The sequence below is a fragment of the Ramlibacter aquaticus genome (genome assembly GCF_015159745.1).
Classification (GTDB): Bacteria; Pseudomonadota; Gammaproteobacteria; order Burkholderiales; family Burkholderiaceae_C; genus Ramlibacter; species Ramlibacter aquaticus.
Genome location: NZ_JADDOJ010000054.1, coordinates 1 through 26706, shown reverse-complemented (window position 1 = coordinate 26706; position 26706 = coordinate 1). Strand labels below are relative to the sequence as shown.

Annotated in this window: 23 protein-coding genes; 5 read left to right on the top strand and 18 right to left on the bottom strand. The window is 71.9% G+C overall.

What is annotated here, in order from left to right; genetic code table 11:
• Positions 1-406: 406 nt before the first annotated feature.
• The 3 genes from IM725_RS20730 to IM725_RS13345 form a co-directional block, all read right to left on the bottom strand.
• Entirely contained in the window at positions 407-1996 is a 1590-nt protein-coding gene (locus IM725_RS20730; protein WP_193781098.1) for a methyl-accepting chemotaxis protein, read from the bottom strand.
• Positions 1997-2099: 103 nt separating this feature from the next.
• Complete coding sequence (locus IM725_RS13350; RefSeq protein ID WP_193781097.1) at positions 2100-2954, bottom strand: alpha/beta fold hydrolase; 855 nt, start codon at positions 2952-2954, stop codon at positions 2100-2102.
• Positions 2955-2964: 10 nt separating this feature from the next.
• The gene (locus tag IM725_RS13345; RefSeq protein WP_193781096.1) at positions 2965-3168 is read right to left on the bottom strand and encodes a hypothetical protein; all 204 of its coding nucleotides are present in this window, start codon (positions 3166-3168) and stop codon (positions 2965-2967) included.
• Between the two features lie 196 nt (positions 3169-3364).
• Here IM725_RS13345 and IM725_RS13340 point away from each other — a divergent pair, with 196 nt between their 5' ends.
• Genes IM725_RS13340 through IM725_RS13325 form a run of 4 tightly spaced genes read left to right on the top strand, consistent with a single transcriptional unit; the run spans position 3365 to position 5428 of the window.
• Positions 3365-3730 carry an ArsR/SmtB family transcription factor gene (locus IM725_RS13340; protein ID WP_193781095.1) on the top strand — a complete coding sequence of 122 codons (366 nt, stop codon included), beginning with the start codon at positions 3365-3367 and terminating at the stop codon, positions 3728-3730.
• Positions 3727-4158: a YeeE/YedE family protein gene (locus IM725_RS13335; RefSeq protein ID WP_193781094.1), complete on the top strand. Its 432-nt coding sequence runs from the start codon at positions 3727-3729 to the stop codon at positions 4156-4158. The genes IM725_RS13340 and IM725_RS13335 overlap by 4 nt, the downstream gene beginning before the upstream one ends.
• Positions 4155-4616, top strand: a complete 462-nt coding sequence (locus IM725_RS13330) for a YeeE/YedE family protein (RefSeq protein ID WP_193781093.1) — start codon at positions 4155-4157, stop codon at positions 4614-4616. Before IM725_RS13335 ends, IM725_RS13330 begins: the two co-directional genes overlap by 4 nt.
• Positions 4616-5428: a sulfite exporter TauE/SafE family protein gene (locus IM725_RS13325; RefSeq protein ID WP_193781092.1), complete on the top strand. Its 813-nt coding sequence runs from the start codon at positions 4616-4618 to the stop codon at positions 5426-5428. Before IM725_RS13330 ends, IM725_RS13325 begins: the two co-directional genes overlap by 1 nt.
• Before the next feature lie 628 nt (positions 5429-6056).
• Here IM725_RS13325 and IM725_RS13320 read toward each other — a convergent pair.
• The 3 genes from IM725_RS13320 to IM725_RS13310 form a co-directional block, all read right to left on the bottom strand.
• A complete protein-coding gene (locus tag IM725_RS13320; protein WP_193781091.1) occupies positions 6057-9788 on the bottom strand; it encodes a CHASE domain-containing protein in 3732 nt (1243 codons plus the stop codon).
• A gap of 72 nt (positions 9789-9860) precedes the next feature.
• The gene (locus IM725_RS13315) at positions 9861-13016 is read right to left on the bottom strand and encodes an ATP-binding protein (RefSeq protein WP_193781090.1); all 3156 of its coding nucleotides are present in this window, start codon (positions 13014-13016) and stop codon (positions 9861-9863) included.
• Between the two features lie 19 nt (positions 13017-13035).
• Entirely contained in the window at positions 13036-13731 is a 696-nt protein-coding gene (locus IM725_RS13310) for a response regulator (RefSeq protein ID WP_193781089.1), read from the bottom strand.
• A 161-nt stretch (positions 13732-13892) separates the two neighbouring features.
• Between IM725_RS13310 and IM725_RS13305 the strand changes: the two genes are divergently transcribed.
• The gene (locus tag IM725_RS13305) at positions 13893-14717 is read left to right on the top strand and encodes an HDOD domain-containing protein (protein WP_193781088.1); all 825 of its coding nucleotides are present in this window, start codon (positions 13893-13895) and stop codon (positions 14715-14717) included.
• A 28-nt stretch (positions 14718-14745) separates the two neighbouring features.
• Here IM725_RS13305 and IM725_RS13300 read toward each other — a convergent pair whose 3' ends face one another.
• From IM725_RS13300 to flgB, 12 genes are all read right to left on the bottom strand, one after another.
• Complete coding sequence (locus IM725_RS13300; RefSeq protein WP_193781087.1) at positions 14746-16047, bottom strand: lipase family protein; 1302 nt, start codon at positions 16045-16047, stop codon at positions 14746-14748.
• Positions 16048-16197: 150 nt separating this feature from the next.
• A complete protein-coding gene (gene flgL / locus IM725_RS13295; RefSeq protein WP_193781086.1) occupies positions 16198-17391 on the bottom strand; it encodes a flagellar hook-associated protein FlgL in 1194 nt (397 codons plus the stop codon).
• A gap of 20 nt (positions 17392-17411) precedes the next feature.
• The gene (gene flgK / locus IM725_RS13290; RefSeq protein ID WP_193781085.1) at positions 17412-19334 is read right to left on the bottom strand and encodes a flagellar hook-associated protein FlgK; all 1923 of its coding nucleotides are present in this window, start codon (positions 19332-19334) and stop codon (positions 17412-17414) included.
• 20 nt (positions 19335-19354) lie between these two features.
• Positions 19355-20290: a flagellar assembly peptidoglycan hydrolase FlgJ gene (flgJ, locus tag IM725_RS13285; RefSeq protein WP_193781084.1), complete on the bottom strand. Its 936-nt coding sequence runs from the start codon at positions 20288-20290 to the stop codon at positions 19355-19357.
• Between the two features lies 1 nt (position 20291).
• Complete coding sequence (locus tag IM725_RS13280; protein WP_193781083.1) at positions 20292-21413, bottom strand: flagellar basal body P-ring protein FlgI; 1122 nt, start codon at positions 21411-21413, stop codon at positions 20292-20294.
• A 2-nt stretch (positions 21414-21415) separates the two neighbouring features.
• Positions 21416-22138, bottom strand: coding sequence for a flagellar basal body L-ring protein FlgH (locus IM725_RS13275; protein ID WP_193781082.1), 723 nt, complete (start codon positions 22136-22138; stop codon positions 21416-21418).
• Positions 22139-22155: 17 nt separating this feature from the next.
• Complete coding sequence (flgG, locus tag IM725_RS13270; RefSeq protein WP_193781081.1) at positions 22156-22938, bottom strand: flagellar basal-body rod protein FlgG; 783 nt, start codon at positions 22936-22938, stop codon at positions 22156-22158.
• A 12-nt stretch (positions 22939-22950) separates the two neighbouring features.
• Positions 22951-23685 (bottom strand): flagellar basal-body rod protein FlgF, encoded by a 735-nt coding sequence (gene flgF / locus IM725_RS13265; RefSeq protein WP_193781080.1) that lies wholly within the window; start codon positions 23683-23685, stop codon positions 22951-22953.
• A gap of 22 nt (positions 23686-23707) precedes the next feature.
• Complete coding sequence (flgE, locus tag IM725_RS13260; RefSeq protein WP_193781079.1) at positions 23708-25030, bottom strand: flagellar hook protein FlgE; 1323 nt, start codon at positions 25028-25030, stop codon at positions 23708-23710.
• A gap of 28 nt (positions 25031-25058) precedes the next feature.
• Positions 25059-25724, bottom strand: coding sequence for a flagellar hook assembly protein FlgD (locus tag IM725_RS13255; protein WP_193781078.1), 666 nt, complete (start codon positions 25722-25724; stop codon positions 25059-25061).
• Positions 25725-25734: 10 nt separating this feature from the next.
• Positions 25735-26145 (bottom strand): flagellar basal body rod protein FlgC, encoded by a 411-nt coding sequence (gene flgC / locus IM725_RS13250; RefSeq protein ID WP_193781077.1) that lies wholly within the window; start codon positions 26143-26145, stop codon positions 25735-25737.
• An 11-nt stretch (positions 26146-26156) separates the two neighbouring features.
• A complete protein-coding gene (flgB, locus tag IM725_RS13245) occupies positions 26157-26510 on the bottom strand; it encodes a flagellar basal body rod protein FlgB (RefSeq protein WP_193781076.1) in 354 nt (117 codons plus the stop codon).
• Positions 26511-26706: the final 196 nt, after the last annotated feature.

The following is a 26706-nucleotide window of genomic DNA, read 5'->3' as shown; positions in this document are numbered from 1 at the left end:
CGGCTGCCCGCTGCCGCGCCCTATGGGGCGCCCGAGAAGCGCAGGGCCAGGCCCCAAGCTTTCTGACTTGCGGCGTCTGTCTGAGCGAAGCGCTCGCCGCAGGCGAGCGCGTAGCGAGTTACGCCGCGGGGCCTGGACCGAGCATCGCAGGGGAAGTCGGACACGAAGTGCCGACCGCCCCATTGGGCGCGGCAGCGGGCTGCCGGCGGCCGGGGCTGGGTTTGCCTGACGCGATGCAGGCACGGAACGCAACGCACGCAACGCAACGCACCAACCGCCCCAGCTCGAAGCCGATACGAGCCGCCATCAAGCCTGATCGCGACAAACCAGCGCCAAAGAAAAAGGCCATGCGGCGTATCACCGCATGGCCTCGGAAGGAAACTGGCAACGAACCCGGAATCGCCCCTCAGGCCGGCTGCAGCCCGAAGCCGCCGCCGTCCTGGCGCAGCTTGAACACACCGACCGCGGACACCAGGCGCGAGGCCTGCTGGTTGAGGCTGGCCGCCGCGGCCGCGCTCTCCTCGACCAGCGCGGCGTTCTGCTGCGTTACCTGGTCCAGGCGGGTCACGGCTTCACCGACCTGGTCGATGCCCACGGCCTGCTCGCCGGTGGCGTGGCCGATCTGGGCGATGAGCTCGCTCACGCGCTTGACCTGCTCCACGATCTCGCCCATGGTGCGGCCGGCGCGGTCCACCTGCTGGCTGCCTGCCTGCACCTTGTCCACGCTGTCGCCGATCAGGGCCTTGATCTCGCGCGCCGCGTCGGCGCTGCGCTGCGCCAGGCTGCGCACTTCGCTGGCCACCACCGCGAAGCCGCGGCCCTGCTCGCCGGCACGGGCCGCTTCCACCGCGGCGTTCAGCGCCAGGATGTTGGTCTGGAAGGCGATGCCGTCGATCACGCCGATGATGTCGGCGATCTTGTGGCTGGCGGCGGAGATGTCGTTCATCGTGCTCACCACCTCCTGCACCGCATGGCCGCCGGCGGTCGCCACCTGGCTGGCCGTGCTGGCCAGCTGCGTGGCCTGCTGCGCCGTCTCGGCGTTGCTGCGCACGGTGGAGGTGAGCTGGCCCATGGAGGCGGCGGTTTCCTGCAGGCTGGAGGCCTGCTGCTCGGTGCGCGCGCTCAGGTCGCTGTTGCCGGTGGCGATCTGGCCCGAGCCGGTGGCGATGCTCTCGCTGCTGGAGCGCACCTCGCCCACCAGGCGGACCAGGTTGCCGTTCATGTTGGCCAGCGCCTGCAGCAGGCGGGCCGTCTCGTCACGGCCTTCGGGCCGGATCTCGGAGCTCAGGTCGCCGCCGGCGACGGTCTCGGCCACGTGCACCGCACGGGCGATGGGCTTGACGATGGAGCCGGTCACGAACACGCCGGCCAGCACCGCCAGCAGGACGGCACCGATCGCCACGCCCACCAGCAGGTTGCGGTCGGTCACGTAGTCGCCGTTCGACTCCTGCACCGCGCGGGCGATCGATTCGGCCGTGAATTCGGCGTAGGCCTCGGTGGCGTTGGTCAGCTCGGCGAGCAGCGGGCGGCACTTCTCGTTGATCTCGAGGATGGCATCGGCCTTCTTGCCGGCCAGCGCCAGGTCGACGATGTGCTGGGCCACCGGGCCGTAGCTCTGCTCGACGCGGTCGATGCGGGCGATCAGCTCACGCGCCTTGTCGGAAACGCCGGGGGCGGCGCCCATCTCCTTCAGCTTGCGCAGGCGCTCCTGCACGCGTTCGTGCGCCGCCGTGACGATGGTCTTCTCCGACGCGATGTCGGACTCCTTGGTGACCAGCACCAGGTTGCGCGCCGAGATGGCCCGTATGTCCACCGAGGTGCGCAACTGCGCCGCCACGGCCGCCCGGGCGTTGACGCCGTTGGCGAAGTTCTCGAAGCGCGCATCCGACGCGCCCAGTGACTTCACGGCGACGATGGCCACCAGGACCACCGCCAGCGCAAGCAGGGTGAAGGCGGCGCCAAGGCGCGCGCCAATGGAGAAGTTGGAAAGTTTCATGGGGACTCCTGGTGGCGGTCTTCGATGGTTTGCCGCACGGTGCCCATCATGGGTCGACTGCGCTGGGATGAACCGCGAATCACTGCTGGAAAGCAATGGCAATTCAACGCTTAAGTTCTCCGCCCTGCGCTTCGTGCAGGCCCTGGTCCAGGCCCAGCCCTTCCAGGAAGTCCTCCAGCGCCTGGATGCAGCGCGTGGGGTCGGCCATCTGGGGCACATGGCCCTGCGTGGGCACCAGCACCAGGCGCGCATCCGGCAGGGTAGTGGCCATGTACTCGCCCACGCTGCGCGGCGCGACCACGTCCTCGGTGCATTGCAGCACCAGCACCGGCTTGACCAGCTGCGGCAGGCGGGCGCGGAAGTCGCCCTCGAAGGTGGCGCGGGCGAACTGGCGGAAGGCCTCGGGCAGGGTCGCGCAGAAGGCGTCCTCGATCTCGCGCGCATAGCCGGGCGGATGGGATTCACCCATGATCACCGGTGCCATGCGCCCGGCGAAGGTGGCGCCGTCGTTGTCCAGCATCTCCAGCAGGGCGGCCAGGGTCTCGCGCTCGAAGCCGCCGGTGTAGCCGCCCTCGTTGAGGTAGCAGGGCGAGGGCGCGAACATGGCGTGCGCAGCGAACAGCGGCGGCGCCTTCAGGTCGGCGAGCAGCCCGATCATGGTGGCCACCGAATGCACCACCAGCACCGTGTGCGGGCCGGCGAAGGCCTGCGCCACGGCGATGAGGTCCTGCGCATGGCCGTCCAGCGTGGCGTAGCGCCCGGGCTCCCAGGCCGACCAGTCGGAGCGACCGCAGCCCATGAGGTCCATCATGACCACGCGGAAGCGGTCCTCGAAGTGCGGCGCGACGAAGCGCCACATCGACTGGTTGCAGCCCAGGCCGTGGACGAACAGGAGGGTGACGGGGCCGTCGCCGTGGACGGTGACGTTGAATCGCTGGCGCAGCTGGGCGTCGTTCATGCAGGCTCGATCAGGGACAGAGGAATTCACCCAGGATGCGCCGCAGCACGCGTTGCCGCGCCTCGTCGGCCGCCTGCTCCAGCGCCTGGCGCTCCGAGGCGACGGGGGCTGTCGCGACCCGGTCCAGCACGCGGCCGTCGCGCAGGATGTGGGCGATGCCCGTCCAACCCCGCTCGGTCCTTGCCGTGAACCCCTGGACCAGGAAGCCAGCCATCGGACCGATTGACTTTTCCATGGATGAGTCGAGCGTAGGCGGGGCCCGGTTCCACGGATTAAGTGAATTTCCTAAATAAAATTGATTTAAACGATTTTTGTTTGATCCAGGTCAAGGACAACGCGCAACGACCCGGCACCGAACGGCGGGCATGGACAGTCGATATATTTTTTGATAAAATATTTTCCAGTAAATCATGAACACCGAAACCGCCAACCCCACCCTGGGCCCGCACCCGCTGCGGCGTGCCGCCCTGGAGGCCAGCGCGCTGATGAAGGTGCTGTCCAACCCGGACCGGCTGCTGCTGCTGTGCGAACTCGCCCCCGGCGAGCGCAAGGTCGGCGAACTGGAAGCCGCCACCGGCATCCACCAGCCCACCCTGTCGCAGCAGCTCACCGTGCTGCGCTCGCAGGGCCTGGTGCGCACCCGCCGCGAAGGCAAGAACATCCACTACCGCATCGCCAGCCCGCAGGCGCTGGCGCTGATGGAAACCCTCTACCAGCAGTTCTGCGGCCCCGCGGCCGCTGCTGCCGCGCAAGACGACAAGGAGCACGACGAATGACACTCGACTGGAACCACTTCACGCCCTGGGCGTCCCTGGCCGGCGGCCTGACGCTGGGCACGGCCACCGCGCTCTTCGTGCTGCTGAACGGCCGCATCCTGGGCATCAGCGGCATCGTGGGCGGCCTGCTGCGCCCGCAAGGCGGGGACACGGCCTGGCGCGTCGCCTTCCTGCTGGGCCTCCTGGCCGCGCCCATGGCCTGGCAGCTCGCCGCGCCCCTGCCGGCCTTCCGGCTGGAGGCCGGCACGCCCCTGCTGGTGCTGGCCGGCCTGCTGGTCGGCTGGGGCACGCGCCAGGGCGCGGGCTGCACCAGCGGCCACGGGGTCTGCGGGCTCTCGCGCCTGTCGCCCCGCTCCTTCGCCGCCACGCTGGCCTTCATGGCCGCGGGCTTCGTCATCGTCTTCCTCATCCGCCACGCCTTCGCATGAAACGCCACGCCAGCCGCATCGCCGAGTTCGCCGCCGGCCTTCTTTTCGGCCTGGGGCTGATCGCCTCGGGCATGACCGACCCCGGCAAGGTCGTCGGTTTCCTGGACCTCGCCGGCCTGTGGGACCCCTCGCTCGCCTTCGTCATGGGCGGCGCGATCGCCGTCGGGCTGGTGGCCTTCACGGCCGCGCGCCGCCGCACCACCAACTTCCTGGGCGGTGCGATGCACCTGCCGACCCGGCGTGACATCGACCGCCGCCTGCTGACGGGCAGCCTGGTGTTCGGCGCCGGCTGGGGCCTGGCCGGCTTCTGCCCGGGCCCCGCCCTGGTGGCCCTGGGCATGGGCCACTGGCAGGCGCTGGTCTTCGTGGCCGCGATGCTGGGCGGCATGGCTCTGCACGACCTGGCCCTGGCGCCCGCCGCCCCGCGCCAGCGCCGCGAACCCGCGACGGACCACTGATGACAGCCGCCTTCCTCGGCCTAGCGGTGGGCCTGCTGCTCGCGCTGACCGGCGCGGGCGGCTCCATCGTCGCCGTGCCCGCCCTGGTGATGGTGCTGGGCCTGCCGATGGCGCAGGCCGGGCCCATGGGCCTGGTGGCGGTGGCGCTGTCGGCCGGCCTGGGCGCCGCCCTGGCCCTGCGCCAGGGCCAGCTGCGCTACAAGGCCGCCACGCTGATGGCGCTGTCGGGCGCGCTGGTGAGCCCGGCCGGCCTGTGGGTGGCGCACCGCACGCCCGAGCAGCCGCTGGCGCTCTTGTTCTCGGCCGTGCTGGCCTGGGTCGGCTGGCGCACCTGGCGCAAGGCCCGCGCCGCGCTGGCGCCCGCCGCGGCAGCGCCCGAGCAGGCCGCCCCGGTGCGCGCGTCCGCACCCTGCCGCTACGACGCCACGACCGGCCGGCTGCGCTGGAATTCGCGCTGCGCCCTGCGCCTGGCCGGCGCCGGCGCCGGGGCCGGCTTCCTCTCCGGCCTGCTGGGCGTGGGCGGCGGCTTCGTCATCGTGCCCGCCCTGCTGCTGATCACCGACCTGCCGATGGCCGCCGTGACCGCGACCTCGGTCGGCGTGATCGCGATCATCTCGGCGAGCGGCGTGGCGAGCGCGGCCTGGGCCGGGTCCATCCCCTGGAGCGCCGCCCTGCCCTTCGCCGCCGGCGCCATGGCCGGCATGCTGGGCGGCCGCCTGCTGGCCTCGCGCTGGAGCGGACCGCGCCTGCAGCAGGGTTTCGGTGTGTTCGCGATGCTCTCGGCCCTGGCACTCGCCCTGCGCAGCGCCTGAACCGCGGGGCTGTCGGCGCGTGGGCGCTCGGTGCGTTGGCGCTCGGTGCGTTGGCGCTCGGTGCGTTGGCGCTCGGTGCGTTGGCGCTCGGTGCGTTGGCGCTCGGTGCGTTGGCGCTCGGTGCGTTGGCGCTCGGTGCGTTGGCGCTCGCCCGGACCGGGACGGGGGCAGACCACTCCGCTCATGTCCCCCGCCGCGCTGCGCGCGGCTCCTCCTTGACTTCGCTGCGTGGCCTACCCCCATCCCGGTCCTGGAGGGCGGGCACGCCAGCCCGAAGCCCTGCGCGCCGGAACCTGGCCAGAGCCTGCAGCGTGGGCACGGTGCGCGTGCCCGCAGGCGCCTGGCTGGCGGCGCTTGCTTGGGTGTGCGCAGGCACGAAGCACTCTGAGGGCTGGGGTGCGGGTGGCTCATGGAGCGAAGTCAAGGAGGAGCCGCGCGCAGCGCGGCGGGGGACATGAGCGGAATGAGCCACTCGCGCCCCAGCCCGGCGCGTACCAACGTTGCGCCCGAAAGAACATGACCGGCGCGCAACGACGTCGCTCACCACATCACCCGCGCGCCGAAGTCACACTCGAAAGCACATCACCCGCGCGTGCCCAGCACGCACACGATCAGCGCCGCCAGCCCCTCAGTCCAGCGCTTCCAGCGTCTCGTCGATCGCGCTCATCATGCGCGCCAGCGCCGCCGCCGCATCCGGGCCCGGGCCCTGCAGCAACTGGGTTTCGGCGGCGGCCGCGGCGCCTGACAGGCGCGGCGCGCCCATGGTGGCGGCCAGTCCCTTGAGCGTGTGCGCGCAGCGCACCGCCTCGTCGGTGCGGCTGTCCAGCAGCCAGGTGGGCAGGGACTGCGCCGCCTGGCGCAGGTTCTGCACGAAGGCGGGCATCAGCCGCTGCAGCAGCGCCGCGTCGCCCAGGCGCTGCAGCGCGGCTTCGCGGTCCAGCAGCGGCGCGGGCGGCTGCACGGGCGCGGGGGCGGGCACCGCCAGGTCCACGGCGATGGCTCGCGCGGGCACGTGGGCAAGGATGACCCGCACCAGGTCGTCCAGTTCGAAGGGCTTGCTGACGTGGCCGTTCATGCCGGCGGCCTGGCAGTCCAGGCGGTCGTTCTCCAGCACGTTGGCGGTCATGGCGATGATGGGCAGCGCCGCGTGAACCGGGTCGCCGCGCAGCAGCCGCGTGGCCGCCAGGCCGTCCATGACCGGCATCTGGATGTCCATCAGCACCAGGTCGAACCAGTGCGAGGGCGACAGGCGCCGCAGCGCCTCCTCGCCATTGCCGGCCAGGTCCACGTGCGCGCCCTGCGAGACCAGCAGCTCTCGGGCGATCTCCTGGTTGATGTCGTTGTCCTCGACCACCAGGATGCGCAGCCCGGCCAGCGGCACCTGGCGCGGCTCGGGCGCGGCCGGCGGCTGCGGGCTGAGCGCCTGCGTGACCGCGTCGCGCAGCATGCTGCCGGTGACCGGCTTGACCAGGAAGCCATCCAGCAGCGCCTGCTCCTGCGTGGGGCGCTGCGCCAGCATGTCGCGGCCCTGCGAGGTGACCATCATGAGCAGGGGGGCGCGCGCGGCCGCGGCGTCCTGCAGCGCACGGATGCTGCGCGCCGCCTCCCAGCCGTCGATGCCGGGCATGTGCCAGTCCATCAGGATCACGTCGTAGCCCCGCGTGCCCGGCAGCTGGTCGGCCACCAGCCGCACCGCCTCCTCGCCGCTGGCGGCGGTGTCGGGCTGCCAGCCCTGGGCCCGCGCCATCGCGGCCAGCGCCGAGCGCGTGACCAGGTTGTCGTCCACGATGAGCACGCGGTCGATGGGCGGCTCCTCGGGCGGCACCGGCGCGCCGTCCCAGCTCGCCTCGGGCAGCGTGACCACCATGGAGAAGCGGCTGCCCACGCCGGGCGTGCTCTGCAGCATCAGCTTGCCGCCCATCATCTCGGCCAGGCGGCGGCAGATGCCCAGGCCCAGGCCGGTCCCGCCGAAATTGCGCGCGGTCGAACCGCTGGCCTGCATGAAGTCGCCGCGCAGGCGGTCCTGCTCCTCCAGCGTCATGCCGATGCCGCTGTCCTCGACGGCGAGCTCCAGGCGCACCCCGCGCGAGCTGCGGTGCAGCATGCGCAGCTGCAGCGCGACGATGCCCGACTCGGTGAACTTGACCGCGTTGCCGCCCAGGTTGACGAGGATCTGGCGCAGCCGCATGTCGTCGCCCACCAGCTGCTGCGGCAGGCGCGGGTCCACGTCGTAGACCAGCTCCACGTCCTTGTCGCCCACGTTGGCCGCCAGGATGATGCCGACGTCGCGCAGCAGGTCGTCGACGCGGAAGGGGCGGCAGTCCAGCTCCATGCGGCCGGCCTCGATCTTGGAGAAGTCGAGGATGTCGTTCAGGAGCCCCAGCAGCGAGGTCGCCGCCGAGCGGGCCTTGCCCACGTAATCCTGCTGCCGGCTGTCCAGGCCGGTGCCCTGCAGCAGGCGCAGCATGCCGATGACCGCGTTCATGGGCGTGCGGATCTCATGGCTCATGCTGGAGAGGAAGCGGCTCTTGGCCTCGCTGGTGGACAGCGCCATGTCGCGCGCCGCGCGCAGCTCGCTGACATCGCTGGCCAGCACGATGAGGCCGTTGACTTCACCGTCCTCGTCCAGGTCGGGGATCACGTGCACCTGCCAGCTGCCGCGCCGGCCGTCCGGCTCGGTCGAGGTGGCCTCGTACTGCTGGGGCAGGCCCTGCAGCGCGGACAGGAAGTGCGTCTGCGTGCGGTGCGTCTCCTCGGGGCTGCCCAGCTGGTCCAGGGTGCGGCCCAGCACCTCGTGCCGCGGCCGCCCGAAGACCTCGCAGAAGCGCTTGTTCACGAAGTGGCAGCGCAGCTCGCGGTCCCAGTAGGAGATGCGCGCCGGCAGGTTGTCGGCGATGGCGCGCACCAGGTGCTCGCTGGCACGCAGCTGGTCCTGGATGCGCTTGCGCTCGGCCACGTCCAGGGCCACGCCCTCGTAGCCCAGGAGCTGGCCGGCCTCGTCGCGCCGGGCCTGCAGCTGCACGTGGGCCGCCCAGCTGCCGCCGTCGGGACGCTGGTCCGAGATCTCGAACTGGCAATGCCCCTCGCCCAGGAGCTGCAGGCGCAGGCTGTGCAGGTGGTCGCTGGACATCGCACGCGCGAAGGTGTCGCGCAGCGGCTGGCCGATCAGCTCGGCCTGCGACCGCCCGGTGAGCTCGGCCAGGCCGGCGTTGACCCAGGTGATGACGCCCGCGGTGTCGATGGAGAACGCCGCCCCGCCGGTGCGCTCGACGATGCCGGCCATGCGGTCCAGGTCGGAGTTCATGTCGCGCGCGAGCTGCAGCGCGCGATCCTTGCCCGACAGGGCCAGCCAGACGATGAGCGCCAGCAGGCCCGACACCGCGGCACCGGCGCCGGTGATCGCCAGCGGCACCCAGCCGCCGGACGGCGCGACCAGGCGCGGCTCGGTCTGGAATTCGAGCGTGAGCGCACGGCCGCCCACGTCCAGGGTCCGCAGCGCGGTCAGCACCAGCGGCTCCATGCCCATGTCCTCGTGCGTGGCCGGACGCGTGTCGTACAGGGGATCGCCGTCGGTGGCCCGGCCCTCGAAGACGCGCAGTCGCATGCCCTGCGTCTCCAGGTCGACGGCGGAATGGATGGCCTCCTCGATCACCACGGCCACGTACACCAGCCCGAGCAGCTGCTGCGCGCGCTGGGCGGGGGTCTGCGGCGACCCGGCGTAGACCGGCACGAACATCAGCCAGGCATTGCGCCCGGCCTGGTCCTGCACCAGGCGCAGCGGCGCCGTCAGCGTGGGTTCGCCCGTGGCCACCGCGCGTTCCACTGCCGTGCGGCGCACCGGTTCGGACATGAAGTCGAAGCCCAGCGCCGCCCGGTTGCTCTCCTCCGGCTCCACCGCGCGGATCAGCACCAGGTCGCCGGCGCCCGCGCTGTTCACGGCGTAGCCGGGGTGCGCGTGCGCACGCTCTGTCTCCACGAACGCGGGCAGCCCGGCGCGCGTGACGGGCACCGCCACGCCGACGCCCCGGATGCCGGGGAACTGGCCCCGGGAATCGCGCGCCCGCACGTAGGTGCGCAGGTCGTGCGCATCCAGGTGGCCGCTCATCACCCAGGCGGCGCGCGCGTTGAGCAGGCCGCGCTCGATGAAGCGCATGGGCTGCTCCACCTGCAGCCGCAGCACGTCCACCCGGCGGTTGAATTCGGCCTCGGCCTCGGCCGAGAGCGTGCGCATGACCAGCACGACCACGGCCGCGGTCAGCACCAGGCCGACCGTGAGCACGGTGGTCGCGGCGGCGGCCGCACCGGGCAGCCACCGGGGCTGCAGGCGGGCCAATCCCGCCAGGGCGCGCGAGGGGGTCATGGCGCCATGCTAGGCAAGCCGGGGCTGGGTGGAGCGCCGGATATGGGCCCGAAAGCCCGGCCTTTTCGGGGCTCAGGCCGGGACATCGACCGCGCTGGCGAGCGTGAACGCGTCCAGGGCGGCACCGGCCTGGGCGGCCCAGTCGGCGACGGCGATGGCCAGCGGGTCGGCCGCGTGCTCGATGCGCGCGCACTGCGCGGCCAGTTGCTGCGCGCCCAGGGTGGCCGACGAGCCCTTGAGGCCGTGCGCCATGCGCCGCGCGCCGGACGCGTCGCCGGCCTGCAGGGCCGCCGCCAGTTCGGCGATGCGGCCCTGGGCGTCGCGCAGGAAGATGGCGCGCGCCCGCCCGAACAGCGAGGCGTCGCCCAGGAAGCGCTCCTGCACGGCCTGCACGTCGAAGGCTTCGGGCAGGCGCGAGCCGGCGTCGGCCGGCGCCTGCGCGCCCTCGCGGGCGAGCCAGCGGTTCACCTTCTCGGCCAGCACCGAGGGCTCGATCGGCTTGGCGATGTAGTCGTCCATGCCGGCTTCCAGGCAGCGCTCGCGGTCGCCGGAGGTGGCGCTGGCGGTGAGCGCGATGATGGGCCCGCGCCAGCCGCCCGCGCGCAGCAGGCGGGTCGCCTGCAGGCCGTCCATCTCGGGCATCTGGCAGTCCATCAGCACGAGGTCGAAGGCGGCCCCCTGGCAGGCCTGCACCGCCTCGCGGCCGTTGAAGACGGGGGTGATGTGGGTGTAGCCCAGGCTGGCCAGCAGGCCCTGCGCCACCAGCTGGTTCACCTCGTTGTCCTCGACCAGCAGGATGGCCGCGTCGGCCGGGCCGCTGCGCGTGGGGACCGCGCAGGCCTGCACCGCCGGCGCCGGCGCGACGCGCAGCGGGATCGAGAGGGTGAAGGTCGAGCCCTGGCCGGGCTGGCTGCGCAGCCCGACGTCGCCGCCCATGAGCTGGGCCAGCTCGCGGGAGATGGCCAGGCCCAGGCCGGTGCCGCGGAAGCGCCGCGTGGCCGAGGCGTCGGCCTGCGTGAAGCGGCGGAACAGCCGGGCCTGGTCGGCCGGCTGGATGCCGATGCCGGTGTCCGACACGGCGAACACCAGGCGCCGCCCGGCGGCTTCGCCGATGGTGCGCACTTCCAGCGAGAAGCCGCCGCGCTCGGTGAACTTGAGCGCGTTGCCCAGCAGGTTAAGCAGGATCTGGCGCAGCCGCGCGGGGTCGCCGACCAGCCAGCGCGGCAGGTCGGGGTGCAGGTCGCAGCGGAAGCTGATGCCCTTCTCGGCCGCCCGCACGCCGAACACGTCGCCCACCTCGCGCACCAGCTGCGGCAGGTCCAGCGTGATCTCCTCCAGCGTGACGTGGCCGGCTTCGATCTTGGAGATGTCCAGGATGTTGTCGACCAGGCTGAGCAGCGACTTGGCGCAGCTGTCGATCATGTCCACGTAGCTGCGTTCGCGCTGCGGCAGCTGGGCGCCGGAGAGCAGCTGGGTCAGGCCGATCACGCCGTTGATCGGGGTACGGATCTCGTGGCTCATGGTGGCGAGGAATTCGCTCTTGGCGCGGTTGGCCTCGTCGGCGGCGCGCAGCGCGGCCTGCATCTCGGCCTCGGCGCGGCGGCGCGCGCTGATGTCGCGGCAGGTGCCCACCATGCGCAGGGCGCGGCCGTCGGCATCGCGCTCGGCCACCCGGGCATCCACCTGCATCCAGGTGCTCTCGCCGTGGGACATGCGCAGGGGCAGCTCCACCGACATGCGCTCGATCTCGCCCTTGAGCAGCCGGGCGCGCTGGCGGCCCAGCTCGCCGTCTTCGTGGCCGGGCACGAAGCGGCGCATGGCGTCGCGGTCCAGCAGCAGGTCTTCCTCGGGCAGGCCGAGCATGCGCGCCAGCGGGGCCGAGATGTAGAGCTCGCCGCGGGCGAGGTCGCCCTCCCACAGGCCCAGGCCCGAGGCCTCCAGGGCATGGGCCAGCCGGGCCTGGCCGCGGCGCAGCGCCTCGCGCACCCGGCGTTCCTCGGTGACGTCGGTGCAGGTGCTGACGATGTAGCCCCCGGGCGCGCGGCTGCCGCGCACGTCCAGCACGCGGCCGTTGGGGCGCGTGCGCACCCAGTGGTGGCTGGACTGGCCCAGCAGCTTGGCCACGCGCTGCTGCACCAGTTCGGCCGGCGCGCCCTCGCCGAATTCGCCCCGCTGCGCGAGCACCGCGGCGATGCGCGGGTAGTCCAGCGGCACATCGCCCGAGAACATGTGCTCCGGCAGGTCCAGCAGGTTGCGCACCGCGCCGTTGGAGGCGATCAGCTGGAGGTCCTCGTCGAAGACCGTGAGCCCGCAAGGCAGGTGCTCCAGCACCGTGGTGAGCAGCGCGTTCTGCCGGGTGAGCTTCTGCTGCAGCACGTGCTGGGTGGTGATGTCGGCGGCGGCCACCACGTACTCGCCGGGGTCGCCGCCGGGCCTGCCGTACAGGCGCAACCGCCGGCGGCCGTCCAGCGTCCAGGCCTCGATGCGGAACTCCTCCCCGGCCAAGGCGGCGGCGGCCACGCGCTCGCGCGCCTGCGCGGCGTCCTCGGGCTGCAGCAGCACCAGCCAGCCGAAGCCCTCGCAATCGGCCAGCCACTCGGCACCGAACAGCGCCATCCACTGCACGTTGGCATGGCGCAGGCCGCCCTCGCGGTCCATGGAGGCCATGCCGACCGGGGAGAAGTCCGCCAGCGCGTCGCCGTGCGTGAGGATCTGTTCGCGTGCCAGCTTGCGGTCGGCCTCGCGCAGCAGCAGCACCTGCACCACGTTGCGGGCCAGCTGCGCCAGCAGCTCGCGGTCCTGCGGGCCCAGCTGCCCGGGTTGCGAATCGATCACGCACAGGGTGCCTATCGCTTCACCGCCCGGCATCACCAGGGGGGCGCCCGCGTAATGGGCGATGTGCGGCTGGCCGGTCACCAGCGGGTTGCAGGCGAAGCGCGGGTCCTGCCGCGCATCGCTGACCTCGAAGACGGACTGGCCGCGGATGGCCTGGTCGCAGAACGCGTGCTCGCGCGGCGTCTGCATGCCCTGCTGCAGGCCCACCGCCGACTTGAACCACTGGCGGTCGGCATCGACCAGCGAGATGAGGGCGATGGGCATCCCCGTCAGGCGGGCCGCCATGCGGGTGAAGCCGTCCAGCACGTCCTCGGCGGCGGTGTCCAGCAGTTCCAGCTGGCGCAGCCGGGTCAGTCGCGCCTGTTCATGCACAGGCAGGTCGGCCGCGAACATGGGCAAGAACCCGGCAGGATCAGGCCGCGGGGGCGAGCTGGGTGAGGTCCTCGAGCTGGTCCTCGACGAGCATCTCGGCCTCGCGCACGGCCAGCAGGCGGTCGGCGGGGCTCACGTCCACGCCCATGGCCGCGCTCAGGAAGGCCGCGACCTTCCACAGGCCCAGCAGCAGGCTGCTGCCGTGCAGGCGCTGCAGCTCGCCGGTGTGCTCGGGGGCCGGGCCCTGGGCCATGGCCTGGGCCAGGGTCTGCGCCTCGGTGCGGAACAGCGCCAGCATCTGCTCCAGACGCTCCAGGGAGACGTCCAGCCGGCGCCGGGTGACCAGGAAATGCTCGGAGCGGGCGGCCCGGCGCTCGCGCACCACGCGGTCCACGGTGGCGCGCGTCTGCACGGCCAGGAAGGGCTTGAGGATGTAGCCGGCCACGCCGTGGGCGATCGCGGTCTCCACGGTGCTGCGGTCGGCCGCCGAGGAGATCAGCACGAAGGGCAGGTCCTTGAGCACCATGTGGCCTCGCGCACGCGCGAGCAGGCCCAGGCCGTCCAGGTGCGGCATCACGACGTCGGAGCAGCAGGCGGCGGGCCGCAGCCCGCCTTCGAGCAGCGCCCATGCCTGCTCGCCATCCTCGGCCTGGACGATCTCCGCGCCCGCGTGGCTGAGGATGTTCGACAGTGAAATCCGGGCGATTTCATCGTCGTCGACGATCAGGATTTTCATTCCTGTAACTTTCGGTTCACAAGCCCCCGGGGTCAAGGCACATGCTTAAGGCATTTGCTTAAGACGGTTTAGGGAAAGCTGCCCAGGGTGCGTCGGCGTCACTGGCGGCTGCGGGTTGGCACGGACTTCAGCTTCCTGCGCCGCGGCCGAAACCAAGGTGCATGAGTGCCTCCCCTTCCGCCGCGCTGGATGCGTGGGCCCGCCGGCTGTCGGCCCTGCCGCTGCCCGTGATGCACAGCACGCGGCGCGACATCGACAGCCTGCGCGCGGACCCCGACCGCGCCGACGCCCACCTGCTGGCCGACATCGTGCTGCGCGACCCGCTGATGTGCGCGCAGCTGCTCGCCCATGCGGCAGGCGCCCTGTCCTCACGCCTGTCGACGCCGGTGGAAACCGTGACGGGCGCGCTGGTGCTGATGGGGGTGGAGCCCTTCTTCCGCGTGTTCGGCGAGCTGCCGGTGCTGGACGACGCGCTGGCCGCCCACCCACGCGGGCTGGAGGGGGCCATGGCGGTGATAGACCGCTCGCACTGCGCGGCGCGCATCGCCGCGGCGATCGCGATCCACCGCCAGGACGTGGATGTGGAGCTGCTGCACCAGGCGGCGCTGCTGCACGACGTGGTGACCGTGATGGCCTGGTGCGTGGAGCCCGTGCTGTGCGAACGCATGGCGCTGCGCCAGCGCCTGGACCCTGCCCTGCGCACCGCCGACGTCCAGCGCGAAGAGCTGGGCGTGACGCTGCACGAGGTCGGTCGCGACCTGATGGCGCGCTGGCAGTTCGCGCCGGCCCTGCGCCGGCTGGGCGAGCCGCACGGCAACGAGCCCGGGCCCCGTACCGTGGCCCTGGCCGTGCGCATCGCCCGCCACGTGGCCATGCCCACGGGATGGCACAACCCGGCCCTGCCCGACGATTTCGCCGAGCTGGGCCAGCTGATGAACCTGCCGCCGCACGCGGCGGGATCGCTGGTGCGGCGCATGAGCGAGTGAGCGCGGGCCCGCAGCCCGCGCTCCCCGATCAGCGCAGGGGGTTGAAGAAGGCCCGCGCCTGCGCGTAGCAGAACGGGGGCTCGTAGCCGCCGTGGTAGCTGCCGTAGTAGGTGGCGTAGGCGGCCGAGGTCGGGTCGGTGGGCGCCACGCCGCCGGGCCCGAAGGTGGCCTGCACATAGGGGTCCACGTCCACCGTGCTCACGTTGGTCGCACCACGCTGGTCCAGCGCCGCCTTCCACACGTTCTGGTGCACCGCCGGGGGCACCGTCGGGTCCCCGGAGCCGCCGCACAGCAGGGTGGGCGCCTTGGGCGTGAAGCCGGTCAGGTCGTTCTTGACCGCGTCCTGGAACAGGCCGTCGTTCGTGTTGGTCCGCACGTCCGTGAGGAAGGCGGACTGGAACAGCGCGTCACGGGCCTGGTCGGGCGTCCCCCCGGGCAGCGAGCCGGTGCTGAGCAAGGTGCCGTAGGTCAGCGTCGGGCTGGGCAGCAGCGTCTCGATGTACGAGGCGTACGGCGCCTTGAAGGCCTGCGTCACGTTGCTATAGACGTTGCCGTAGACCTTCTGCCACGAGGTCACGATGAAGGGCACGAAGAACTGGTAGCCCGCGATCGCCTCCGTCAGCTCGAGCGAGCCCGACAGGTTGACCGGGGCAGCCAGGTGCGCGGCACCGACGAGGTTGATCTCGCCCGCGTTGTCGCGCTCGATGGCCCGCTGCGTCGCCGCCGAGGAATGGCCGCCCTGCGAGTAGCCCGTCACCATCACCTTGCCCGACAGGGCCAGGCCCTGGCTGGCGGCGGCATTGCGTGCCGCACGGATGGAGTCGACCACCGCCGAGGCTTCCGAGTCGGCGTGCAGGTAGGGGTGGTAGGCGTAGCCCGACTTGGCATAGCCGAGGTAGTCGGTGGCCACCACGGCGTAGCCCTGGGCCGCGAACATCGCCATCATGGAGAAGGTCTCGGGGTCCTTGGGGTTGGCCAGGGTCCGCGGCTTGTAGACCTCGGTGCCGCGGGCGTAGGCCAGCAGGGGCGCCGGGGCGCCGGCGCAGGCGCCGGCCGGCACCAGCAGCACGCCCGAGGCGTTCGAGTTCTCGCCGGCGACGCCGGGCGTGATGTAGTTCAGCGACACCACCTTGACGTCGCACTTGGCGGCCCCGGCCAGGGTCTCCAGGCCCGAGGTCGTGGCCTGCGAATCGATCTGCGCTGCGGTCACCGTGGTGACCAGGGCCGCCGGCTCGACCAGGGTGCCCCGGCTGACCGAACCGCCACCGCCACCACACGCCGCCAGCAATGCCGCCGCCGCGATGCTGGTGAGCATCCATCTTCTTTGCATGTCTCTTGCCTCCTGTGTTTGCGCGCCCTGTACATTCCGGGCGCGCCACCATCCTACGGAGACAACGTTCACGCGCCCCAGGGATAACCCGGGCGGTGACGCCATGGTGACTCGTTCACTGTCCAGCGGCGGCCGCCCCGCCGGGCGTCGTCAACCCAGCAGTTGGAACAGCGAGGTCTTGCCGATGGACATGTAGCTCTTCAGCGCCGCGTCCATGCCGGTCTGCCCGGTCTGCAGCTGGGTGATCGCGCTGGCGATGTCCACGTCGCGCAGGTCGCTGCGGCGCTGCGTCGCCCCCTGGGTCTGCGCGGCGTTCAGCGAGGCGGCCTCGTCCACGTTGCGCATCTCGGCGCCGACCTGGCTGCGCGTGAGCGACAGGCCGTCCAGCGCACGGTCCAGGCTGGCCTGCACGCCCTGCAGCTTCTCGGTGAAGGTGTTGCGGGGCATGTCCGGCGTCTTCAGCAGCGCGATCGCGTCGTCCAGCGTCTTGAACACGCTCTGGCGGCCGGCCGGCGCCAGCGTGAAGCTGTCGCCCGCGGCCGGTGCGCCGCTGATGGTGACGCGCTGGCCGGCGACGGTGATGGGCGAATCCGCCGTGAAGGGCGTGCCGCTGCTGAGGACGGTGTTGCTGGTGGTGTCCGTGACGCTGTAGGTGAGTGCGCCCGGGCTGCCGGCGATGCTGATCGCGTAGCCATGGCCGGTGATCTGGGTCGGGTCCACCACGTCGCCGGGGGTGACGAAGCCGCTGCCGGTGTTGCCCGCGGCCGAGGCGGTGGTGAACACGCCGTTGCCCAGCGGGAGGTTCATGAAGGCCGCCCGGCCGTCCACCGTGGTGGCGTAGTTGGCGTCCTCGCCGATGCGCTGCTGGCCGGCGGCCGGCGTGTAGGCCGGGTTGCTGGTGCCGCTGAAGGGCTGGCTGGTGCTGCCCTGGCCGCCGAAGATGAAGCCGCCGGCGCCGTCGCCGGTGTTGGCCACCGCGAGCAGCTGGCTGCGCAGCGTCTGCAGCTGCTGGCCCAGGGCCTGGCGGTCGCTGTCGGCATAGGCCGCGTCGCCCGCGGCCACCAGGTTCTCGCGCACGGCCTGCAGCAGGTTCACGCCCTGCCCCAGCGCGCCGTCGGCGGCCGAGAGCACGCTGCCGGACAGCTGGTTGGCCCGCTGGTCCTGCGCCAGGTGCGACAGCCGCGAGCGGGCCAGCTCGGCCTGGGCCGCGGCCACCGGGTCGTCGCCCGGCGACTGCACGCGCAGGCCGCTGGACATCTGCGACTGCAGCCGGGCCTGGTCGGCCTGGCGGTTCTCGATGGCCGCGAGGGCCTGCATGGCGGTGTTGAGCGTGGCGACGCGCATGGCGATGTCCCTTCGTTCGTTCAGCTGCCGGTGGCCGCGATCAGCGCGGAGAACACGGTCTGGCTGGCCTGGATGATCTTGGCGGCGGCCTGGTAGGCCTGCTGGTAGCGCAGCATGTCGGCGGCCTCCTCGTCGAGGTTCACGCCCGACACGTTCTGCTGCCGCGTCACGGCCTCGGAGGCGAGCTGCGACGAGACCTGCGCGGCGGCCTTGCCGCCCTGCACCCGCGTGCCCACGTCGCCGACCAGGGCCGCATAGGCCTCGGCCAGCGTGGAGCCGTTGGCCAGGGGCGCGTTGGCCAGCCCCTGCAGCGCGAGCGCGTTGTGGTTGTCCGAGGCGGGGTTCACCGGGGCCACCAGGAAGGTGTCGCCGGCAGCGGGCGTGCCGTCGATGCGCACCGACCAGCCATTGATGTTGCCGGTCGCCGGGACCGTGGTCGCCGAGCCCGGGGTGTAGGTGCCGCTGTAGACCGGCGCACCCAGCGTGGGCGGCTGGCCGGGCGCGACCTGGTAGCCGCCGGCGCCGTCGAAGGTGATGGTCATGGGCTGCGTGCCGGCCGGCCCCTGCACCACGGCGAAGTTGAGCGCGACGGCGCTGCCCGCATTCGTGGCGCCGGACTGGATGCCCACGGCGTAGGCGGTCGCGACCTGCTGCGGCGCCAGCGGCTTGGCGCTCACGCCGGTGGCGGCCATCGCGAAGGGCTGCACGCGCCAGCGGTCGCCGGCGGCGGGGGTGCCGGTGGCGCCGGCGTTGAACTGGATGCCGTCCACGGTGGCGGGCAGCGTGGCGCTGCTGGTGCTGGTGTGGTCCGTCAGCCGCGTGATCGTGTACTGGCTGCCGTCCCACTGCACGTCGTAGTCGCTGGGCTGCAGCGCCGACGGGTTGGCGATGCTGGCCGTGAGGCTGGCCGAGCCGGTGTTGGTGGCGGCGGGCTTGACGGCCGGGCCGGGCACGCTGAGCAGGGGCTGGCCGGGATTGCCGTTCATGTCCACGCCCAGCTGCTGCTGCTGGTTCAGCGCGGCGCCCACCACGTCGGCGATGCGGCCGACCTGGTTGATGGCGGCGGCCAGGTCCTGGTCGCGCCAGGTCAGCGCGCCGGCCAGGCTGCCGCCGCCCAGGGCGTTGGCATCCAGCCATTGCGTGCTGGCGGCGGGCGCGGTGCCTATCGTCAGGCGCACCGCGATGCGCGACGCGTCGTTGGGGTCGGGCACGCCGTCCAGGCGCGACTGCTGCGCGCCCACCAGCAGGGGCTGGCCGGACTTCGTGAACAGGCTGATGGTGCCGTCGTTGTTGGGCACCGCGCTCACGGCCATCAGGCCGTTGAGGGCCTTGAGCGCGGTGTCGCGCTGGTCCAGCAGGTCGTTGGGCGGCTGCCCGCTGGCCTGGGCCTGCGCGATGCGGTCGTTGAGCTGGTGGATCTCGGTCAGGCGCGCGTTCACCGCGGAGGCGTCCTGCGTGATGCGGGTGTCGGCCGAGGACTGCAGCGCGGCGATCTGCGTGCCCATGCTGTCGATGCGCTGGGCCAGCGCCTGCACCTGGCCCAGGAAGGCCTGGCGCACCGAGAGGTCGTTGGGCCGGTTGGCAAGGTCACCGGCGGCGGCGAAGACCTGGTCCATGGCGGCGCCAATGCCGTTGTCGCCGTTGCCGAAGATGCTGTCGAGCTGGTCCAGGCCGGTGGCCCGGGTGCTGTCCGACGCCGACACGGCCGCCGTCTGCTGCACGGCGCCGGTGAGGTACTGGTCGTACTGGCGTTGCACGCTGTCGACCTGCACGCCCTGGCCGAAGAAGCCGGAGCCGGTGTAGAGGCCGCCCGCCGTCGTCTGCACCGTGGACTGGCGCGAATAGCCGTCCGTGTTGGCGTTGGTGATGTTGTGCGAGATGGTCGTCAGCGAGGCCTGCGCGGCCAGCAGGCCGCTGCTGCCGATGTTGAGGAGCGAGCTCATGGGTTGACCTCGTCAGGCCGTCAGGCCATGGCCCGCTGCAGCGCGAGCGTGTGGTTGATGGTGCGCGCCAGCTTGGCGGCGTACTGCGGATCGGTGGCGTAGCCGGCGCGCTGCATGCCGCCGGCGAAGGCCTCGGCCGTGCTGGCGCCGCGCACCGCGCTGTAGCGCGGGCTGGCGGCCAGCATGCGGGCGTAGTCGGTGAAGGCCTCGGCGTAGGAGCCGTAGCTGCGGAAGCCTGCCTTCTGGCGCACGGCCTGCCCGCCGGTGTACTCGGTGGTCATGGCGTCGGTGCTCGCGCCCTGCCAGCTGCCGCCGGCCTTGATGCCGAACAGGTTGAAGCTGCTGCTGCCGTCGGCGTTGCGCGCCTCGTGCCGGCCCCAGCCGGATTCCAGCGCGGCCTGGCCCAGGATGAAGGAGGCCGGGACGCCCGTGGCGCGCTCGGCCTCCTGGGCGTGCGGCAGCATCTTCTGGATGAAGTCGGCGGCGCGCTGGGCCGCCGGCTGCGAGGCCGTGGCCGCGCCGGCCGCCGGCAGCGGGCCCGCGGCAGCCGCGCCGCGCAGCGACAGGCCCTGCGCCGCACGCGCGGCCGCCGCCTGCTGGGCCTGCGCGACCGCCGCGGCCTGGGCCGCCGCCACGTTCTCGGGCGAGGGTGCGGGCAGGTTGTGCATGTGCCGCGTGAGCTGCTGCTCCAGCACGTCGGCCAGCCCGTGCGGGCGGCCGGCGAACTGCTGCGCCATGCGACTGTCGAACATGCCGGTGAAGGTGTCCTGCGAGGGACTGCCGTCGGCCTTGGGCGTGGCGTCGCGCATGCTCTTGAGGACCATCTGCATGAACAGGCCCTCGAACTGCACGGCGGCCTGGCGCGCGGCGGCCTTGGGGTCGCGCGCGGCCTCGCCGCGCAGCGCGTCGAGCTTGCGTGCGTCGACGCCTAGGGAATCGCCGCCGGACGTGAGCATGTCAGATGATCTCCAGTTCGGCCTTGAGCGCGCCGGCGGCCTTGATCGCCTGCAGGATCCCGATCAGGTCCTGTGCGCTGGCGCCCAGCACGTTGAGGGACTTCACGATCTCGGCCAGGTCGGCGCTGGGCGCCACGTTGAACAGCGTGCCGGCGCCCTGCTGGATGCGGATGTCGGCCTTCTCGGCGACCACGGTCTGGCCGCCGGTGGACAGGGGGTTGGGCTGGCTCACGACCGGCGTGCTGGACACCGTCACCGAGAGGCTGCCGTGGGCCACGGCGCAGGCGCCCAGGCGCACCGACTGGTTGATCACCACCGAGCCGGTGCGGGCGTTGATGATGACCTTGGCCGGCGGCGCTTCCAGCCGCACCTCCAGGCTCTCGATGTCGGCGATGAACTGCACGCGGCTGCCCTGCGCCGGCATCTTCACGCGCACCACGCGGCCGTCCAGCGGCTCGGCCACGGGCGACTTCTGCGCCGCGTTGATGGCCTCGGCCATGCGGCGCGCGGTGGAGAAATCGGTGGTGTTGAGCTCCAGGTGCAGGTACTCGGCTTCCAGGGCGGCGTTGCCCACCGCGCGCTCCACCGTGGCGCCGCCGGGCACGCGGCCGGCCAGCAGGTGGTTGATCGCGACCTTGCTGCCACCGGCCGAGGCGCCGGCGCCACCGACCACCAGGTTGCCCTGGGCCATGGCGTAGATCTGGCCGTCGGCGCCGCGCAGCGGCGTCAGCAGCAGCGTGCCGCCGCGCAGGCTGCGCGCGTTGCCCAGGGACGAGACCGTGATGTCGATCTGCTGGCCGGGCTGGGCGTAGGCCGGCAGCGAGGTGGTCACCATGACGGCGGCCACGTTCTTCATCTGCGGCGTGACGCCGGGCGGCAGCGTGACGCCGAACTGCGAGAGCAGCGACTGCACGCTCTGGCCGGTGAACTGGACCTGGTTGGTGGCGTCGCCGCTGCCGTCCAGGCCGACCACCACGCCGTAGCCGATCAGCTGGTTCTCGCGCACGCCGGAGACGCTGGCGAGGTCGCGGATGCGCTCGGTGTCGCCACCGGTGACGGCGGCCCCGGCGAGGGCGCTGGCGCCCAACAGCAGCGCAGCCAGGAAGACCTTCAGGGATGGCATGTTCAGACCGGTGCGATGGTGAGGAAGAAGCGCGACAGCCAGCCCAGGCCCTGGATCTTGCCGACGTCGCCGCGGCCGCGCTTGTCGAGCCGAGCCTCGGCCACCTGGGTGGAACTGACCACGTTGCCGGCGCGGATGGTGGCCGGGTTGACGACGCCGGAGAAGCGCATCACGTCCACGTTGCCGTTGACGCCGATCTGCTTCTCGCCGGCCACCAGCAGGTTGCCGTTGGGCAGCACCTGCTGCACGGTGACCGTGATGACGCCGTTGAAGTTGTTGTTGCTGTCGGTCTTGCCGTCGCCGCTGCCCGAGGTGGCGGATGAAGCACCGGCGCTCAAGCGGCCCAGGGTTCCTGCCGATAAGAAGGGCATGGCGCTGATGCTGCTGCTCAAGGAACCGGACCTGTCCAGCTTGGTGGTGGACTGCTGGCTGGCGGTCACCGTCTCCTCGATCTGGATGGTCAGCGTGTCGCCGGCCAGGCGGGCGCGGCGGTCCTCGAACAGCGGGCGGTGCGTGCTGGCGTTGAAGATGGCGCCGCTGGTCGAGGGCGCGGCCTGCGGGTACGCGATGGCGACCGGCTGCTGCGAGGCCGGGTGCATGTCGACTTCGGGCGTGGTGATGGCGGCGCAGCCGGTGGCCAGCGTGGCCAGCGCCGCGATGGCGAGGCCGACGGCGCGGGCGAAGGCCGACGCGAACGCGTACGGGGTGCTGTGGGCGTGGTGCATGGCGTGGCGCTCCCGGGTCACAGCTGCGTCAGGCGCTGCAGCATCTGGTCGGAGGTCTGGATCGCCTTGGAGTTGATCTCGTAGGCGCGCTGCGTCTGGATCATCGCCACCAGCTCCTCCACCACGTTGACGTTGGAGGACTCGACCGAGCCCTGCACCAGCGTGCCCATGCCGTTGCTGCCGGGGTTGCCGGTCTGCGGGTTGCCCGAGGAGGCGGTCTCGGTGAAGAGGTTGCCGCCGCGCGGGTCCAGGCCGGCCGGGTTGACGAAGTGCGCAAGCTGCAGCGTGCCCACGGTCTGCGGCGTCGCATTGCCGGGCAGGACCACCGCCACCTGGCCGTCGCGGCTGATGGTGACGCTCTGCGCCGTGGCCGGGATGGTGATGTTGGGGCTGAGCAGGAAGCCGTTGGAGGTGACCATCTGGCCCTGTGCGTCGACCTGGAACGAGCCGTCGCGCGTGTAGGCCGTGCTGCCGTCGGGCATCTGCACCTGGAAGAAGCCCTGCCCGTTGATGGCGACGTCCAGGTTGTTGCCGGTCTGCGTGAGGCTGCCCTGGCTGAAATCGCGCGAGGTCGCCACGGGGCGCACGCCGCTGCCCAGTTGCAGGCCGGTGGGCAGCTGCGTGTCGCCCGAGCTGGGGCCGCCGCTCTGGCGCAGGTTCTGGTAGACCAGGTCCTCGAACACGGCGTGGGCGCGCTTGTAGCCGTTGGTGCCCACGTTGGCCAGGTTGTGCGTGATGGTGTCCAGCTGGGTCTGCTGGGCCTGCAGGCCGGTCTTGGCGATGGAAAGCGACTGCATCATGGCGGGTTCTCCTTAGCGTGCGGGTGCGAGCAGCTGGGCCGCGCGCTGGTCGTTCTGCTCTGCGTTCTGCAGCAGCTTCATCTGGGTCTCGAACTGGCGGGCGGCGGAGATCATCCCCACCATGGCCTCGACCACGTTCACGTTGCTGCCCTCGAGCGAGCCGCTGGCGACCTGCACCTGCGGGTCGGCTGGCAGGTCCTCGCCGGTCTCGGTGCGCAGCAGGCCGTCGCTGCCCTTGCGCAGCGCGCCGGGCTCGGCGCTGACCAGCTTGATGCGGCCCACCAGTTGCGAGGGGCCGTTGCTGGGCTTGGCGCTCACGGTGCCGTCCTTGGCGATGCTCACCGTGCTGCCGGCCGGGATGTTGATGGTGCCGCCTTCGCTGGCCACGGCCAGTCCGCCGGGGCTGACCAGCGTGCCGTCCGAATTCACCTGCAGGCTGCCGGCGCGGGTGTAGGCCTCGGAGCCGTCCGGCGCCTGGATGGCGATGTAGCCCTTGCCGAGCACCGCGATGTCCAGGTTGCGGCCGGTGGCGTCCAGGGCGCCCGAGCTTTCGTCGAAGCCGGCCGTGGCCTCCAGCGAGACCACGCGCGTGGGATCGCCGTCGCCGCGCACCGGCACCGCGCGGAAGGCCACCTGGTCGGCGCGGAAGCCGGGCGTGTTGGCGTTGGCGAGGTTGTTGGCGATGCCGTCCTGGCGCTGCATCAGCGAGCGCGCGGCGGAGGCGGCGGTGTAGATCAGGCGGTCCATGGCGCGGCGGCTTCAGTGCGCGTCAGCGCAGGTTGACCAGGGTGGAGAGCATCTGGTCCTGCGTCTTGATGGTCTGCGCGTTGGCCTGGTAGGCGCGCTGCGCGGTGATCATGTCCACCAGCTGCTGGGTGAGGTCGACGTTGGACTCCTCCAGCGCGCCGCCCTGCAGCGAGCCCAGGTTGGCCGTGCCGGGCGCGCTGATCGCGGGCTGGCCCGAGGCGGGCGTGGACTTCCACAGGTTGCCGCCCACCGGCACCAGGCCGTTGTCGTTGCGGAAGTTGGCCAGTGCGACCTGCGCCGCCGGCATGGTCTTGCCGTTGGAGTACTGGGCCTGCACGGTGCCGTCGGCGCCGACGGAGAAGCCGGTCAGCTGCCCCGGGGCGTAGCCGTCCTGCTGCACCGAGTTCACGCCGAAGGCGCTGCCGAACTGGGTCGAGTTGTCGAAGCCCACCGCCACCGGCGCCGTGGTGGTCGAAGGGCTGCCCGCCACCGGCAGGGTGGAGGTCGGGAAGGGCAGGTCCAGGTTCAGCTTGCCCGGGGTGAGCGTGCCGCCGGCGGAGACCAGGCCGCCCGACAGCGTGCCGGTGTTGGCCGGGTCCACCGCACCGGCGGGCGTGAAGGCCAGCTGGCCCACGGCCTGCTGCGGCGAGCCGGCGGGCACCGCGGTGCCGTCCATGGAGGCGTAGACGTCCCAGGTGTTGTCCACCGTGTCGCGGCGGAAGTACAGGCTCAGCACGTGCTGGTTGCCCTGCTGGTCGTACACCGCCGACGAGGTCGTCGACGTGTAGGAGCTGGGGTCCGTCATGGAGAAGGCCGGCGTGGTGGCCGTGGGCGCGGGGGTGCGTGCGTCCAGGTTGAGGCCGAAGCCCACGCTGGTGGTGGTCTTGGGGCTGACGCCGTTGGCCGGCAGCTGGATCGGGCCCAGCAGGCCGCCCGGCAGGTTGGTGGTCGGGTCCACGCTGTAGCCCTGCAGGCGCAGGCCAGCGCCGTTCACGATGTAGCCCTTGTTGTCGAGCTGGAAGGAGCCGTCGCGGGTGTACGAGAGGTCGCCAGCGGCGCTGGACGGCGCGACGGCGAAGAAGCCGGCGCCGTTGATGGCGATGTCCAGCGGGTTCTCGGTGGTCTTGATGCTGCCCTGGGTGAACTGCTGGGTGATGCCGGTGACGGCCACGCCCATGCCCGGCGTGGCCGAGCTCTGCGCCAGCGAGGCGGTGGCGTAGACGTCGCCGAACTCGGCGCGCGAGCCCTTGGCCCCGGTGGTGTTGGCGTTGGCAATGTTGTTGCCGATCACCTCGAGGTTGCGGGAGGCGGCGTTCAGGCCGCTGATGCCTTGCTGGAAGCTCATGGGTTCGGCTCCTGGTGGGAAATGGGGTTCAGAGGTAGGACTTGACGTCGGACAGCGGGTGCAGGCCCGCGCTGCCCAGGTCCAGCTGCACGCTGCCGTCGCCCGCGGTCTCCACGCCCAGCACGTCCTGGGCCGTGAGCGTCTGCGCGGTGACGGGCTTGCCGCCCTGGCTGGCGGTGACGCGCAGGGTGTAGCTGCCGTCGGGCACGGTGCTGCCGTCGGCGGCCTTGCCGTCCCAGGCGAAGCTGCGCACGCCGGCGGGCGAGGCGCCCAGGGACAGGCTGCGCACGGCCTTGCCGTCGGCGCCCAGGATGTCCACGTTGACGGTGTCGGCCGAGCCGCCCAGCTGCACGCCGCCGGTGGCCTTGCCGCCGGCCAGCTGCAGGTTGCCGCCGGCGACCAGCACGCTGCGGCCGGCCAGGTCGGTGGAGCTCTGCGCCTGCAGGTTCTGGAACGCGCCCAGCAGCGACTGCACCGTGGCATTGAGCTGCTGGATGCCGCCCACGGTGTTGATCTGCGCGATCTGGCTGGTCATCTGCGCGTTGTCCATGGGGTTGAGCGGGTCCTGGTTCTTCATCTGCGCCACCAGCAGCTTCATGAAGCGGTCTTCCTGGTCGGCGGCGGAGGTGAGGTTGGAGACCTTGGACAGGGTGCCGGTGACGGGCGTGGCGGTGGTGCTGGCGACGGTGCTCATGGGGTGTTCCTTACTGGCCCATCTGCAGCGTCTTGGCGAGCAGCTGGCGGGCGGTGTTCATGACTTCGACGTTGTTCTGGTAGGAGCGCGAGGCCGAGATCATGTTGACCATCTCGTCCACCACGTTCACGTTGGAGTGGTTCACGTAGCCGTCGGCGTCGGCCAGCGGGTTGCCCGGCTCGTGCACCCGGCGCACCGGGGCGCTGGTCTCGGTCACGCCGCTCACGCGCACGCCGTTGACCTCGGCGTCGCCGTCCACCGGCACCGGCTCGAAGGTGACCTGGCGGGCCATGTAGGGCTTGCCGTCCGGGCCGGCGACCGCATCGGCGTTGGCCAGGTTGCTGGCCACCACGTTCAGGCGCTTGGCCTGCGCGGAGACCGCGCTGCCGGAGATGGAGAAGACGTTGAAGAGCGAGGACATCGCGCGCTCCCTTACTGGCCGGTGATGGCGGACAGCATGGTCCGCACATCGTTGTTGATGAAGCGCAGCGTGGCCTCGTAGCGCACGGCGTTGTCGGCGAAGCTGGCGCGCTCGCGGTCCAGGTCCACGGTGTTGCCGTCCAGCGCGGGCTGCTCGGCGTTGCGGTACAGCAGGTCCGGCTCGCTGGTGGCCGTGCCCTGGGGCTGGGCGCGCGCCTGCGACAGGGCCTGCGCGAAGTCGAAGTCGCGCGCCTTGTAGCCGGGGGTGTCGGCATTGGCGATGTTGCCCGCCAGCACCTTCTGGCGCTGGGCGAGCAGGTCCAGCGCGTGGGCGTGGCCTTCGAGTTTGGCGGTGAACAGGCTCATGGGGCGTTCCAGTTCCGGTTTGCGATGCAGTATGGAAGCCGGCCCGGAAAACTTAAGGGGCGATAAAGCGGCGCTTTGTCCCGCTTTTGCCTCCGCCCGGCGGCCGGGGGGCTGCCTACAGTGCATGCTGACACCTTGCGGCCCGTGCCGCCCTGGAGCCCCCCATGCGCCTGCCCTTCCCGACCTCCACCCTCCC

Excerpts from the sequence above, each read along its gene's own strand:
- IM725_RS20730 (WP_193781098.1), bottom strand. The coding sequence starts at position 1,996 with ATGAAACTTTCCAACTTCTCCATTGGCGCGCGCCTTGGCGCCGCCTTC.
- IM725_RS13350 (WP_193781097.1), bottom strand. The coding sequence starts at position 2,954 with ATGAACGACGCCCAGCTGCGCCAGCGATTCAACGTCACCGTCCACGGC.
- IM725_RS13345 (WP_193781096.1), bottom strand. The coding sequence starts at position 3,168 with ATGGCTGGCTTCCTGGTCCAGGGGTTCACGGCAAGGACCGAGCGGGGT.
- IM725_RS13340 (WP_193781095.1), top strand. The coding sequence starts at position 3,365 with ATGAACACCGAAACCGCCAACCCCACCCTGGGCCCGCACCCGCTGCGG.
- IM725_RS13335 (WP_193781094.1), top strand. The coding sequence starts at position 3,727 with ATGACACTCGACTGGAACCACTTCACGCCCTGGGCGTCCCTGGCCGGC.
- IM725_RS13330 (WP_193781093.1), top strand. The coding sequence starts at position 4,155 with ATGAAACGCCACGCCAGCCGCATCGCCGAGTTCGCCGCCGGCCTTCTT.
- IM725_RS13325 (WP_193781092.1), top strand. The coding sequence starts at position 4,616 with ATGACAGCCGCCTTCCTCGGCCTAGCGGTGGGCCTGCTGCTCGCGCTG.
- IM725_RS13320 (WP_193781091.1), bottom strand. The coding sequence starts at position 9,788 with ATGACCCCCTCGCGCGCCCTGGCGGGATTGGCCCGCCTGCAGCCCCGG.
- IM725_RS13315 (WP_193781090.1), bottom strand. The coding sequence starts at position 13,016 with ATGTTCGCGGCCGACCTGCCTGTGCATGAACAGGCGCGACTGACCCGG.
- IM725_RS13310 (WP_193781089.1), bottom strand. The coding sequence starts at position 13,731 with ATGAAAATCCTGATCGTCGACGACGATGAAATCGCCCGGATTTCACTG.
- IM725_RS13305 (WP_193781088.1), top strand. The coding sequence starts at position 13,893 with ATGAGTGCCTCCCCTTCCGCCGCGCTGGATGCGTGGGCCCGCCGGCTG.
- IM725_RS13300 (WP_193781087.1), bottom strand. The coding sequence starts at position 16,047 with ATGCAAAGAAGATGGATGCTCACCAGCATCGCGGCGGCGGCATTGCTG.
- flgL (WP_193781086.1), bottom strand. The coding sequence starts at position 17,391 with ATGCGCGTCGCCACGCTCAACACCGCCATGCAGGCCCTCGCGGCCATC.
- flgK (WP_193781085.1), bottom strand. The coding sequence starts at position 19,334 with ATGAGCTCGCTCCTCAACATCGGCAGCAGCGGCCTGCTGGCCGCGCAG.
- flgJ (WP_193781084.1), bottom strand. The coding sequence starts at position 20,290 with ATGCTCACGTCCGGCGGCGATTCCCTAGGCGTCGACGCACGCAAGCTC.
- IM725_RS13280 (WP_193781083.1), bottom strand. The coding sequence starts at position 21,413 with ATGCCATCCCTGAAGGTCTTCCTGGCTGCGCTGCTGTTGGGCGCCAGC.
- IM725_RS13275 (WP_193781082.1), bottom strand. The coding sequence starts at position 22,138 with ATGCACCACGCCCACAGCACCCCGTACGCGTTCGCGTCGGCCTTCGCC.
- flgG (WP_193781081.1), bottom strand. The coding sequence starts at position 22,938 with ATGATGCAGTCGCTTTCCATCGCCAAGACCGGCCTGCAGGCCCAGCAG.
- flgF (WP_193781080.1), bottom strand. The coding sequence starts at position 23,685 with ATGGACCGCCTGATCTACACCGCCGCCTCCGCCGCGCGCTCGCTGATG.
- flgE (WP_193781079.1), bottom strand. The coding sequence starts at position 25,030 with ATGAGCTTCCAGCAAGGCATCAGCGGCCTGAACGCCGCCTCCCGCAAC.
- IM725_RS13255 (WP_193781078.1), bottom strand. The coding sequence starts at position 25,724 with ATGAGCACCGTCGCCAGCACCACCGCCACGCCCGTCACCGGCACCCTG.
- flgC (WP_193781077.1), bottom strand. The coding sequence starts at position 26,145 with ATGTCCTCGCTCTTCAACGTCTTCTCCATCTCCGGCAGCGCGGTCTCC.
- flgB (WP_193781076.1), bottom strand. The coding sequence starts at position 26,510 with ATGAGCCTGTTCACCGCCAAACTCGAAGGCCACGCCCACGCGCTGGAC.